The sequence below is a fragment of the Stenotrophomonas sp. genome, from assembly GCF_032103445.1.
GTDB lineage: Bacteria > Pseudomonadota > Gammaproteobacteria > Xanthomonadales > Xanthomonadaceae > Stenotrophomonas.
This window is the reverse complement of the sequence record NZ_DAMDFR010000014.1, coordinates 77,014-88,635: the sequence shown is the minus strand read 5'-3', so window position 1 is coordinate 88,635 and position 11,622 is coordinate 77,014. Positions and strand designations below refer to the sequence as shown.

Genomic DNA, 11,622 nt, shown 5'->3' with positions numbered 1-11,622 from the left:
CGGCTGGCCGCCGCGCGGCGCGCCACGACCGGCACCGTCACGCTGACCGCCGCCGCTCTTCTTCGGGCCCGCATGCGCGTGGCGCGGAGCCTCGCTGTGCGGACGGCGGGCGTGGTTCTTGCGCGGTGCGCGCTCGCCACCCGGAATCTCCGCCTTGCCCGGTGCACTGTTGCCCCAGCGGATCGGCACCTGCGGCTCGAAGCCCGGCACGTCGCGGATGTCCATGTCGCGGTTCAGCAGACGCACGATCTGGCGCAGCAGCTTGGCTTCGTCCTGCGCCACCAGCGAGATCGCCTGGCCGGTCGAACCGTTGCGGCCGGTACGGCCGATACGGTGCACGTAGTCCTCGGCCACCATCGGCAGGTCATAGTTGATGACCTTCGGCAGCTCATTGATGTCGATGCCGCGCGCGGCGATATCGGTCGCCACCAGCACGGTCACCCGGCCGGCCTTGAAGTCGCCCAGTGCACGCAGGCGCTGGCCCTGGCTCTTGTTGCCGTGAATCGCCGCGGTCTTGATGCCCGACTTTTCCAGGAACGTGGCCAGCTTGTCGCTGCCGTGCTTGGTGCGGGCAAACACCAGGGTCTGCTCGCGGCTGTCCTGCGCCAGCAGGTGCAGCAGCAGTTCGCGCTTGCGGCCACCGTCAACCGGATGCACCTTGTGGGTGATGGTCTCGGCCACGGTGTTCTTCGGCGTCACCTGGATCTGTTCCGGGTTGCGCATGAACTCCAGCGCCAGCTGGCGGATGTTGTCTTCAAAGGTCGCCGAGAACAGCAGGGTCTGGCGGTTCTGGCGCGGCAGCTTGGCCAGGATGCGCTTGATCGACGGCAGGAAGCCCATGTCCAGCATGCGGTCGGCTTCGTCCAGCACCAGCACTTCAATGCCGGACAGGTCGACGCTGCGACGCTCCAGGTGGTCGATCAGGCGGCCCGGGCAGGCCACCAGCAGGTCAACGCCACGGCGCAGCACGTCGAACTGGTTGCCCATGCCCACGCCGCCGTAGATGCAGGCGCTGGGAATGCGCAGGTACTTGCTGTAGCCGCGCAGGCTGTCATGCACCTGGGTGGCCAGTTCGCGGGTCGGGGCCAGCACCAGCGCACGCGGCTTGCGCGGACCGTCCACGGCCTGCGGGTGGGTGCCCAGGTGCTGCAGCAGCGGTAAGCCGAAGGCAGCGGTCTTGCCGGTACCGGTCTGTGCGCCGGCCAGCAGGTCGCGCCCGGCCAGGGCCAGCGGAATGGCCTGTTCCTGGATCGGGGTCGGGTTTTCATAGCCCTGCTCGGACAACGCGCGCAGCAGGAACGGGGCAAGGCCCAGGTCTTCGAAAGACATCGGTGGAAAGCTCCAAAAGCAAAGTAACGCCGGGCCGGTTGGCCAGACGCGCGGCAGATCGTGTGATCGGCTGACTCGGAGCGTTCCCGTGAACCGCGCTGCGAGGAGTAGGGTGCAGCCAACGCGGTGCGCAGGCTGGACTGCAAGACGAATGGCGTCGGAGTGGGGGCGGGCGAGGGGTCGAAACCCGGTTCGCCGGCGATCCCGAAGGGAAACGGACGGCCGCTGCAGACAACGACAGTATAGAAGACAATGGTGCGGCACATCAATTTTCCGCATTCAGCTTCGTAGAGCCACGCCCTGCGTGGCTTCGCGGTGCCGCATCGTTCAGCCACGCAGGGCGTGGCTCTACGGCATGCGTGGTTTAAGGTGCCATGTGCGGCAGCGCAGCTTGGCTCCTGCGCGCATTTGGTTACACTCGAAACCTATTTTTTCTGCGTTCGACGGATACCCACCCATGAAGCTTGGTTCTTTGAAGGAAGGCGGTCGCGACGGCACCCTGATCGTGGTCTCGCGCGACCTGCGCCAGGGCGTGCGCGCCACCGGCATTGCCGCCACCCTGCAGGCCGCACTGGAAGACTGGACCCACCTCGCCCCGCGCCTGAACGCCCTGTACGAGTCGCTGAACGACGGCAGTGCCGACGGTGTGTTCGACATCGACCTGCAGGCGCTGGCGGCGCCGCTGCCGCGCGCCTATGAGTTCGTCGACGGCAGCGCCTACCTGCCGCATGTGGAGCGCGTGCGCCGCGCCCGCGGGGCCGAGGTGCCGGAAAGCTTCTACACCGACCCGCTGATGTACCAGGCCACCAGCGCCGGCTTCTACGGCCCGCGCGACGCGGTCAAAGTGGTCAGCGAGGAATACGGCATCGACCTGGAAGCCGAGCTGGTGGTCATCACCGACGACGTGCCGATGGCGGTCACCCCGGAGCAGGCCGCTGGCCACATCCAGCTGGTCGGCCTGGTCAACGACGTCTCGCTGCGCAACCTGATCCCCGGCGAGCTGGCCAAGGGCTTTGGCTTCCTGCAGTCCAAGCCGCGCTCGGCGCTGTCGCCGGTGTTCGTCACCCCCGACGAGCTGGGTGAGGCCTGGCAGGACAGCAAGGTGCACCTGCCGCTGGTCACCCACATCAACGGCGAATGGTTCGGCGCGCCGGAAGCCGGCGTCGACATGCAGTTCAACTTCGCCCAGCTGGTCGCCCACGCCGCCAAGACCCGTCCGCTGGGCGCGGCCACCATCGTCGGCTCCGGCACCATCGCCAACGAGGACACCAGCAAGGGTGCCTCCTGCTTTGCCGAACAGCGCACCGTGGAAACCCTGCGCGACGGCAAGCCGAGCACGCCGTTCATGTCGTTCGGCGACGTGGTCCGCATTGAAATGTTCGACGCCGCCGGCGACAGCATCTTCGGCGCGATCGAGCAGCGCATCGAACAGGCCGCGCGGCCCTGAGCATGAGCGCCATCCGCATCGAACTGTTCAGCTACTGGCGTTCCAGCGCGGCCTACCGCGTGCGCATCGGCCTGAACCTGAAGGCCCTGCCGCACGAGATCACCCCGGTGCATCTGGTCCGCGACGGCGGCCAGCAGCACAGTGAAAGCTATGCCGCGTTGAACCCCCAGGAACTGGTGCCCACCCTGCGCCATGGCGAGCAGGTGCTGCACCAGTCGATGGCGATCCTGGAATACCTGGATGAGGTGTTCGGTGGGCCGTCACTGCTGCCGGACGATGCCGCCGGGCGAGCACGGGTGCGTGCGCTGGCGCAGCTGGTGGCCTGCGACATCCACCCGCTCAACAATCTACGGGTGATGCAGTTCTTCAGCGATACCTGGAATGTGCCGCAGGTCGAGCGCGAAGACTGGACCCGGCACTGGATCCAGCTGGGCTTCGAGGCGATGGAGCGGATGCTGGTGGAATCGGTGGAGACCGGGCGCTTCTGCCACGGTGACGCGCCCACGTTGGCCGACTGCTGCCTGGTGCCGCAGCTGTACAACGCGCGGCGCTTCAATGTGGACCTGGGGCCGTATCCGACCCTGGTGCGGATTGAAGCGGCGTGTCTGGCGTTACCGGCATTCGAGGCCGCGCGGCCGGAGAACCAGCCCGACGCGGTGTGAGGGTATCGACCAACGGTCGATACCCCCGTCAATCAAAACCCGTGCGTGATGCTTGCCGGGCTGGCGGCCGAATAATCCGCGTACGGATCATGCTCGCCACTGCCGCCTTCGGACAGGCGGAACTTCAGCGCCAGGCCATCGCGCGAATCGGCCGCACGCAGCGCCTCTTCCTGCTCGATGATGCCGCTCTTGGCCATGCGGAACAGGCACTGGTCGAAGCTTTCCATGCCTTCTTCCAGCGACCCTTCCATCGCCGCCTTGATTTCGTGCACCTGGCCGCGACGCAGCAGGTCGCGGATCATCGGGGTGTTGATCAGCACTTCGGTCGCCGGCAGGCGGCGGCCGTCCTGACCCTTCACCAGACGCTGCGAGATGACCGCACGCAGGTTCAGCGAGAGGTTCATCAGCACGTTGCGGTGGGCGCTTTCCGGGAAGAAGTTCAGGATGCGTTCGATGGTCTGGTCGGCATTGTTCGAGTGCAGCGTGGCCAGGCACAGGTGACCGGTTTCGGCGAACGCAATGGCCGCCTCCATGGTTTCCGCGTCCAGGATTTCGCCGATCAGGATCACGTCCGGCGCTTCACGCATCGCGTTCTTCAGCGCGTTGTGGAAGGCATGGGTGTCCAGCCCGACCTCGCGCTGGTTGACGATCGACATCTTGTGCTTGTGCAGGTACTCGATCGGGTCCTCGATGGTGAGGATGTGACCGGTGGTGGTGCTGTTGCGGTGGTCGATCATCGACGCCAGCGACGTGGACTTGCCCGAACCGGTCGATCCCACCACCAGCACCAGCCCGCGCGGGGTCATGATGACGTCCTTCAGCACCTGCGGCAGATTCAGCTCTTCAATGCTGGGAATCTTGCTGCGGATGGCGCGGATGACCATGCCCACTTCACCGCGCTGCTTGAACACGTTGACGCGGAAGCGCCCGGCGTCGGGCAGGGCGATGGCCATGTTGAGCTCCAGGTCGCGCTCGAACTGCGGCACCTGGCCCTCGTCCATCAACGAATAGGCGATCTTCTTGACCATGCCCGGCGGCAACCCGGTGTTGCCGAGCGGGTAGAGCTTGCCCTCGATCTTGATGTACACCGGCGCGCCGGTGGTCAAGAACATGTCCGAGGCGTTCTTTTCGGTCATCAGCTTCAGGAAATAGCCGATATCCATGCGAAATCTTTCCCCAACAAACGGCTTCGTGCCATTGCAAGCACGGCGCAGGCTTCCGACAATGGCCGTGCACAGACAACCTGGCAACGGCCCCCCCAATGAATCGTAGCTTCGCACAAATACGACGTACCCCGGCAGTTTTCATCTCTGGATGCGTGATGGCGTGCGCATTCGCGCTGTCCGGACCGGTCCTGGCCCAGGACGGCGCGCTGGAACTGGCCCAGGCCCGCCAGGCGGTGGAGAAGGCCACCCAGGCCGACGCTGACCAGTACGCCCCGGACCTGATCGCCATTGCGCGGCAAGGCCTGGAGCAGGCCCAGGCGGCGGCCGGTGACCGCCGCGAGCGCAAGAACGTCCCGGTGCTGGCCGCCCGCGCCACGGTCGATGCCGACCTGGCCCGCGCCCGTAGCGAGGAGGCCACCGCGATGGCCCAGCTGCAGCTGCACCGCAATGAAGTGACCCAGCTGGAACGCCAGTTGGCCACCCCGGAGGGCCGTTGATGAAGACCGCCCTGCGCACCCCCGCCGCCCTGTTGCTGGCCGCCGGCCTGGCCCTGCCGCTGCTGGCCGCCGCTGCTGAAGACCCGGCCGTGGCCCAGCTCAACCAGCGCCTGCTGGCCATCCAGGCCAATGCCACTACCGCCGAACTGGCTCCGTATGAGCGCCTGCAGGCCCAGCAGGCCGTGGCCGAGCTGGCCAAGGCCAAGCGCCGCGACCTCGATCAGGCCCGCTACCTGGCCGAGCGCCGGGTGGAGATCGCCGAAACCAGCGTGCGCACCGCCCTGGCCCAGCGCCAGTCGCGGGAATTGGAGCGAACCCGCAGCGACCTGCTGATCGAGGCCACCCGCCGCGAATCGCAGCGCATCCGCCAGGAAAATGAGCGCCTGCGCGTGCAGGCCCAGATCCAGGCCGAGGAGGCCGAGCGCCTGCGCCTGGCCGCGGAAAGCGAGACCCTGGCCCGCCAGGACGCCGAAACCGCGCTGACCAGCGTGGCCGGCAAGCAGAGCGCGCGACTGAACGCCGCCCAGGCCAACGCCGCCAAGCTGGCCCGTGAGGAAGCCGAGCTGGTCTCCGGGGCGAAGTTACCGGGGTCGAAGTTCGACAGCCGCGGCGAGGTCTTCACCTTTGCCGGTGACGCCTTCGCCAGCGGCCAGTCCGGGCTGTCGGGCGGGGCCAAGAGCCAGACCAAGGCCCTGGCCGAGTACCTGAACATCGGCAAGAAGGGCCGGGTGCGGATCGAGGCCTATGACGCCGCCGCCGGCGTCGGCCAGAAGCGTGCCGAGGCGCTGCGCGATGCCCTGGTCGCGGCCGGCGTAAGTGCCAGCCGGTTCCAGGTCAGCGGCAAGAAGGCGGCTGCGACCAAGGCCCGCTCAGCCGAGGTCATCGTCGCCCCGTGACGCATGACGTAGAGCCGGGCTTGCCCGGCTGCTCTATGTCGCAAACGCCTGTTTTCGTTACCTTTTCGTTCAACTGCGCGTTCAGGCTGAACCTCGTCTGGCGCGTTCGGCCCATTTCAAATGAAACCCTTGAACCTGCCCGACAGCAGGCGTAGGGTCGGTTGTCCGGGCAGCGATTCTGCTTCCCGGACGACTGGAGGGCCGGGCCGATGTACCAGGCGCATGCACCACGGCAGTTTGAAGTCCGGATCCCCCGGGCGCTGCGTCAGGGTGCACCTGCGGTTTCGGTTGATGCCGGCTGCTCCTCCCAAAGCCACGCCCCGTGCCGCCAGGCCGGGGCGTCTTTGTTTATGCGATACAAGCGATAGGAGGTTCATCATGTTTGAAGGTCAGCCCCAGAGCGAGATCGATGCACGCCGCGAGCGTGACCCGGAATTCAGAAGGCTCTACGACACGCACAAGAAGTTGAACAAACAGTGCATGGACGCCGAGCTGGGCGTGCTCCCCGTAGGTGATCAGACCCTGGGCCAGATGAAACGCGAGAAACTGCTGACCAAGCAGAGGCTCGAACGCATGTACGCCTCCCCGCTCCACTGATACCCACGTCCACAGCTACCGCCGCGGGCGGTGTCCGTCACCTCGTCGACGGGCACCGTCCGCGTCGTCTTTTCAGGGGCAGAATGTCGGATAATCGGGGGTCCGGCCGCATTGCGGCGCGAATTGATCTGACCCGATGACCATCCATTCCTCCGTCCTCGAACTCATTGGCAACACCCCCATCGTCAAGGCCCAGCGCCTGGACACCGGGGTGTGCGAGCTGTATCTGAAGCTCGAAAGCGCCAATCCCGGGGGGTCGATCAAGGACCGCATCGGGCTGTCGATGATCGAGGCGGCGGAAAAGCGCGGCGACCTCAAGCCGGGCGCGACCCTGGTGGAAGGCACCGCCGGTAACACCGGCCTGGGCCTGGCCCTGGTTGCCCAGCAGAAGGGCTACAAGCTCATTCTGGTGGTGCCGGACAAAATGAGCCGCGAGAAGATCTTCAACCTGAAGGCGATGGGGGCCGAGGTCCGCCTGACCCGTTCGGACGTGGCCAAGGGCCACCCCGAGTACTACCAGGACATGGCCCAGCGCGTGGCCGAGGAAACCCCGGGCGCGTACTTCATCAACCAGTTCGGCAACCCGGACAACCCGGCTGCGCACGAATTCGGCACCGGCCCGGAAATCCTGGAGCAGATGGGCGGTGAGCTGGACGCCATCGTGTTCGGCTGCGGCAGCTCGGGCACCATGACCGGCCTGTCGCGCGCCTTCGCCAAGCTGTCGCCGAAGACTGAGCTGGTGCTGGCCGACCCGGTCGGCTCGATCCTGGCCGAATACATCAACGACGGCAACCTGAACGACAAGTCGGGCAGCTGGCTGGTCGAAGGCATCGGTGAGGACTTCCTGCCGTCCATTTCCGACTTCAGCCGGGTCACCAAGGCCTACCCGATCACCGACGCGGAAAGCTTCCACACCGCGCGCGAACTGCTGGGCAAGGAAGGCGTGCTGGGCGGTTCGTCCACCGGCACCCTGCTGGCCGCCGCACTGAAGTACTGCCGCGAGCAGACCACCCCGAAGAAGGTGCTGGTGCTGGTGCCCGACACCGGCAACAAGTACCTGTCCAAGATGTACAACGACTACTGGATGCTGGACAACGGCTTCCTGGAGCGCCCGCAGTACGGCGACCTGCGCGACCTGATCCTGCGTCCGTACGGCCAGCGCGACACTGTCGTGATCGGCCCGAACGACCTGCTGACCACCGCCTACCAGCGCATGAAGCTGTACGACGTGTCGCAGCTGCCGGTGATGGACGGCGACCAGCTGGTCGGCATCGTTGACGAAAGCGACGTGCTGCTGCACGTGTACGGCGACGAAGCCCGTTTCCGCGACAAGGTATCGACCGCGATGGTCAGCAAGCTGGACCGGCTGGACGTGAAGTCGCCCATCGAGGCCCTGCTGCCGGTGTTCGACCGCGGGCAGGTGGCCATCATCATGGACGGCGGCACCTTCCTGGGCCTGATCACCCGGATCGACCTGCTGAACTACCTGCGTCGCCGCGTGCAATAAGCGCACGTTGGCCACATTTGGGCCATGAATACGTGTTTATCGGCGTCAAAGGCTGGTTAAGCTCCCGCTGATAGACTTTCGCTCCATTTAAATGCGGGAACCTGCGCAAGGAGGTTCCCGTCCGTTGGGAAACCACATGTCCAACTCCGCTTCTTCCGGGCACTCCGACCGCGCGCTGGCGCTGGCCACCCTGGCCATTCACGGCGGCCAGTCGCCGGACCCGAGCACCGGCGCGGTGATGCCGCCGATCTACGCCACGTCGACCTACGCCCAGTCCAGCCCGGGCGAGCACCAGGGTTTCGAGTACTCGCGCACCCACAATCCGACCCGCTTCGCCTATGAGCGCTGCGTGGCCAGCCTGGAAGGCGGCAGCCGCGGCTACGCGTTCGCCTCGGGCATGGCCGCTACCTCCACGGTGATGGAACTGCTGGACGCCGGCAGCCACGTGGTGGCGATGGACGACATCTACGGCGGCACCTTCCGTCTGTTCGAGCGCGTGCGCAAGCGCACCGCCGGCCTGCATTTCAGCTTCGTCGACCTGACCGATCTGGCTGCGCTGGAAGCGGCGATCACCCCGCAGACGAAGATGGTCTGGATTGAAACCCCGACCAACCCGATGCTGAAGATCGTGGACATTGCCGCGGTCACCGCCATTGCCAAGCGCCATGGCCTGATCGTGGTGGTGGACAACACCTTCGCCTCGCCGATGCTGCAGCGCCCGCTGGAGCTGGGTGCAGACCTGGTGCTGCATTCGGCCACCAAGTACCTCAACGGCCATTCGGACATGGTCGGCGGCATGGTCGTGGTTGGCGACAACGCCGAGCTGGCCGAGCAGATGGCCTTCCTGCAGAACTCCATCGGTGGCGTGCAGGGCCCGTTCGACAGCTTCCTGGCCCTGCGTGGCCTGAAGACCCTGCCGCTGCGCATGAAGGCGCACTGCGCCAACGCGCTGGCCCTGGCCCAGTGGCTGGAAAAGCACCCGGCGGTGGAAAAGGTGATCTACCCCGGCCTCAGCTCGCACCCGCAGCACGAGCTGGCCACGCGCCAGATGAACGGCTACGGCGGCATCGTCTCGATCGTGCTGAAGGGCGGGTTCGCAGCGGCCAAGTCGTTCTGCGAGAAAACCGAGCTGTTCACCCTGGCCGAGTCGCTGGGTGGGGTGGAAAGCCTGGTGAACCACCCGGCGGTGATGACCCATGCGTCCATTCCGGTTGAACGCCGTGAAAAGCTGGGCATCAGCGATGCGCTGGTGCGGCTGAGCGTGGGCGTGGAAGAGCTGGGGGATCTGCAGGTGGATCTGGAGCGGGCGTTGGGAGATACCGGCGCATGATCGGTCAGCGCGGCGAATTGATGCTCAGCCTGACCGGCCGAGACATCAAGAAAAAATACAAGGATTCGTTGCTGGGCGCGCTGTGGGGCGTGCTTGTTCCGCTGATCATGTTGGCTATCTACACGATCATCTTCGCCACCATTTTCAACGCGAAGTGGAAGGGAATCGAAACGCAGAGCAAGGTTGACTACGCAGTACTGCTGTTCATCGGATTGATCGTCTACAACTTCTTTGCCGAGTCGCTGACGCGCGCACCCAGTGCGGTGCTCAGCAACCCCAATCTGGTCAAGAAGGTGGTGTTTCCGCTGGAAGTGCTGCCGCCAGTCGCGGTGCTGTCCTCGCTGTACAACGCCGGCGTTGCCAGCATTGCGCTGGTTGGATTCCTGATCTTCAGCAGCTTTGGACTGCATTGGCAGGTTGTCCTGTTGCCGATCCTGATCCTTCCGATGGTGGCGCTGACCCTCGGGGTAACCTACCTGTTTGCATCGTTGGGAGTGTTCTTCCGCGATGTCGATCAGATTGCAGGTCTGCTGGCGCGTGTGCTGCAGTACCTGACGCCGGTGCTTTATCCATCCATCATCTTTCCGGAGAAGATCGGTTACTGGATGCGCCTCAGTCCGCTGGCTGTCTACGTCGAGCAGATTCGGGCCTTGATCGTCACTGGTCAGTTGCCTGATTGGGGCATGTACGCCTGGGCGGTTGGCTGGTCGGTGGGCATCTTCATCTTTGGTTACTGGTGGTTCCAGCGTACGCGGAGGGCCTTCGCAGATGTCGTCTGAAGATCTGGTCATCGATATCGAGAATGTCAGCAAGGTCTTCAACATTTTCGAAAAGCCGTCCGATCGTCTGCTGCAGATGCTGCTCCCCAGGCTGGGGCGCATCGTGCCAGGGGCTGGCGAATGGTCCTCACGGCAGCGCGGGCGCGAGTTCTGGGCGCTGCGTGATGTCAGCTTGAAGGTGAAGCGCGGCGACGCAGTTGGCATCATTGGGCGCAATGGCTCCGGTAAGTCGACGCTTCTGCAGATCATTGCCGGGACCCTGGCCCCGACCACGGGACGGGCGCAGGTGAACGGTCGCATCGCCGCCCTGCTCGAACTGGGGAGTGGGTTCAACCCGGATTTCACCGGGCGCGAGAACGTCCTGCTGAATGGCATGATTCTCGGCTTGACCGAGCGCGAAGTGTTGCAGCGTTTCGATGCAATTGCCGCATTTGCGGACATTGGAGATTTCATCGACCAGCCGGTGCGGACGTACTCGAGCGGCATGATGTTGCGCCTGGCGTTCGCCGTGCAGACACAGGTTGAGCCGGACATCCTGATCGTTGATGAGGCGCTGGCCGTCGGTGATGCGTTGTTCCAGAAGCGCTGCTTCCAGCAGATGGAAGCCCTGCGCGCCAATGGGTGCACCTTGCTGCTGGTATCCCATGATCAGGAGTCCATTCGTACCTTGACCGATCACGCGATCCTGCTGCGTGATGGCGTCGTGCGCGCCGCCGGTCCCTCCTCTGACGTCGTACTGGAGTATCGCAAGCAGTTGCACGAAGACGAGCGCGACTACTACGCGTCCATCACCGCCCAGCACCTGCAGCACGCCCAGAAGATCGTCGAGGCACAGGTCGCGGCGGATGCGCCTGTCGAGGGGGGCGAACATGAGGGCTCGCCGGTTCTGGGGGTGCGAAGTGACAAGCTTTCCTTCGGCGACTACGACTGCGTCGTCGAGCACGTTCGAGTGCTGGATGATCGGGGTGAGGAGTGTGCCTATTTTCTGCCCCGCGAGAAGCTGGTGATCGAGGTTACCGCTCGCCCGGTGCGCGACATGGATAAGCTCAACATCAATGTCAGGCTGCGCAACAAGGAAGGCGTCAAGCTCTATTCATGGGGCACGCTGAACCAGGACGTGCAGATGTGGACGGAGCAGGGCAGACAGGACCCGGGGGTCTGGGGAACCACCTTCCCTGCCGACGTGCCTTTCACCGTCCGATTCACGTTTGACTGCGCATTGGGGGTCAACTTCTACGAGGTGCAGGTCTCTGTGTCCGAGGAAGTCGAGCGCTTTGGCGGGGCTCAGCGTATGTTGCACTGGCGCGACGAAGCTGCCTTCTTCCAGGTAGGCATGCGTCAGAAGGAATACACCTTTGGCGGTGTCTGCGACCTCCGCATGCATGCCGAGCTGGTAGACGCACAATGATCGA

General features: G+C 64.9%; 11 protein-coding genes. 9 read left to right on the top strand and 2 right to left on the bottom strand.

Features of this window, described 5'->3' with window-relative positions; genetic code table 11:
* On the bottom strand, positions 1–1,329 hold a 1,329-nt coding region (locus RT551_RS07755; protein WP_313457122.1), incomplete at its 3' end, for a DEAD/DEAH box helicase.
* 457 nt (positions 1,330–1,786) lie between these two features.
* On the opposite strand from RT551_RS07755, the gene RT551_RS07750 reads away from it, so the two are divergent.
* Both RT551_RS07750 and maiA read left to right on the top strand, forming a co-directional pair.
* Positions 1,787–2,776, top strand: coding sequence for a fumarylacetoacetate hydrolase family protein (locus RT551_RS07750; protein WP_313457119.1), 990 nt, complete (start codon positions 1,787–1,789; stop codon positions 2,774–2,776).
* A gap of 2 nt (positions 2,777–2,778) precedes the next feature.
* Positions 2,779–3,438, top strand: coding sequence for a maleylacetoacetate isomerase (gene maiA / locus RT551_RS07745; protein WP_313457116.1), 660 nt, complete (start codon positions 2,779–2,781; stop codon positions 3,436–3,438).
* 32 nt (positions 3,439–3,470) lie between these two features.
* Here the strand turns inward: maiA and RT551_RS07740 are convergent, their stop codons facing one another.
* On the bottom strand, positions 3,471–4,601 hold the full coding sequence (locus RT551_RS07740; RefSeq protein WP_282298299.1) for a PilT/PilU family type 4a pilus ATPase: 1,131 nt from the start codon (positions 4,599–4,601) through the stop codon (positions 3,471–3,473).
* Positions 4,602–4,699: 98 nt separating this feature from the next.
* Between RT551_RS07740 and RT551_RS07735 the strand changes: the two genes are divergently transcribed.
* The 7 genes from RT551_RS07735 to RT551_RS07705 all read left to right on the top strand — a co-directional run bounded on the left by RT551_RS07735 (position 4,700) and on the right by RT551_RS07705 (position 11,618).
* Positions 4,700–5,101, top strand: a complete 402-nt coding sequence (locus RT551_RS07735) for a DUF4398 domain-containing protein (protein WP_313457113.1) — start codon at positions 4,700–4,702, stop codon at positions 5,099–5,101.
* Positions 5,101–5,997 (top strand): hypothetical protein, encoded by an 897-nt coding sequence (locus RT551_RS07730; RefSeq protein WP_313457111.1) that lies wholly within the window; start codon positions 5,101–5,103, stop codon positions 5,995–5,997. The genes RT551_RS07735 and RT551_RS07730 overlap by 1 nt, the downstream gene beginning before the upstream one ends.
* Before the next feature lie 378 nt (positions 5,998–6,375).
* Positions 6,376–6,594: a YdcH family protein gene (locus RT551_RS07725; RefSeq protein ID WP_313457109.1), complete on the top strand. Its 219-nt coding sequence runs from the start codon at positions 6,376–6,378 to the stop codon at positions 6,592–6,594.
* 136 nt (positions 6,595–6,730) lie between these two features.
* Positions 6,731–8,101 carry a pyridoxal-phosphate dependent enzyme gene (locus RT551_RS07720; RefSeq protein ID WP_313457107.1) on the top strand — a complete coding sequence of 457 codons (1,371 nt, stop codon included), beginning with the start codon at positions 6,731–6,733 and terminating at the stop codon, positions 8,099–8,101.
* A 136-nt stretch (positions 8,102–8,237) separates the two neighbouring features.
* Positions 8,238–9,431, top strand: coding sequence for a cystathionine gamma-synthase (locus tag RT551_RS07715; RefSeq protein ID WP_313457104.1), 1,194 nt, complete (start codon positions 8,238–8,240; stop codon positions 9,429–9,431).
* Entirely contained in the window at positions 9,428–10,210 is a 783-nt protein-coding gene (locus RT551_RS07710; RefSeq protein ID WP_313457101.1) for an ABC transporter permease, read from the top strand. Before RT551_RS07715 ends, RT551_RS07710 begins: the two co-directional genes overlap by 4 nt.
* Positions 10,200–11,618 carry an ABC transporter ATP-binding protein gene (locus RT551_RS07705; RefSeq protein WP_313457099.1) on the top strand — a complete coding sequence of 473 codons (1,419 nt, stop codon included), beginning with the start codon at positions 10,200–10,202 and terminating at the stop codon, positions 11,616–11,618. Before RT551_RS07710 ends, RT551_RS07705 begins: the two co-directional genes overlap by 11 nt.
* The last annotated feature ends 4 nt before the right edge of the window (positions 11,619–11,622 follow it).

What these genes read in the sequence shown, in the direction of transcription:
- RT551_RS07750 (WP_313457119.1), top strand. Translation starts at nt 1,787, where the DNA reads ATGAAGCTTGGTTCTTTGAAGGAAGGCGGTCGCGACGGCACCCTGATC.
- maiA (WP_313457116.1), top strand. Translation starts at nt 2,779, where the DNA reads ATGAGCGCCATCCGCATCGAACTGTTCAGCTACTGGCGTTCCAGCGCG.
- RT551_RS07740 (WP_282298299.1), bottom strand. Translation starts at nt 4,601, where the DNA reads ATGGATATCGGCTATTTCCTGAAGCTGATGACCGAAAAGAACGCCTCG.
- RT551_RS07735 (WP_313457113.1), top strand. Translation starts at nt 4,700, where the DNA reads ATGAATCGTAGCTTCGCACAAATACGACGTACCCCGGCAGTTTTCATC.
- RT551_RS07730 (WP_313457111.1), top strand. Translation starts at nt 5,101, where the DNA reads ATGAAGACCGCCCTGCGCACCCCCGCCGCCCTGTTGCTGGCCGCCGGC.
- RT551_RS07725 (WP_313457109.1), top strand. Translation starts at nt 6,376, where the DNA reads ATGTTTGAAGGTCAGCCCCAGAGCGAGATCGATGCACGCCGCGAGCGT.
- RT551_RS07720 (WP_313457107.1), top strand. Translation starts at nt 6,731, where the DNA reads ATGACCATCCATTCCTCCGTCCTCGAACTCATTGGCAACACCCCCATC.
- RT551_RS07715 (WP_313457104.1), top strand. Translation starts at nt 8,238, where the DNA reads ATGTCCAACTCCGCTTCTTCCGGGCACTCCGACCGCGCGCTGGCGCTG.
- RT551_RS07710 (WP_313457101.1), top strand. Translation starts at nt 9,428, where the DNA reads ATGATCGGTCAGCGCGGCGAATTGATGCTCAGCCTGACCGGCCGAGAC.
- RT551_RS07705 (WP_313457099.1), top strand. Translation starts at nt 10,200, where the DNA reads ATGTCGTCTGAAGATCTGGTCATCGATATCGAGAATGTCAGCAAGGTC.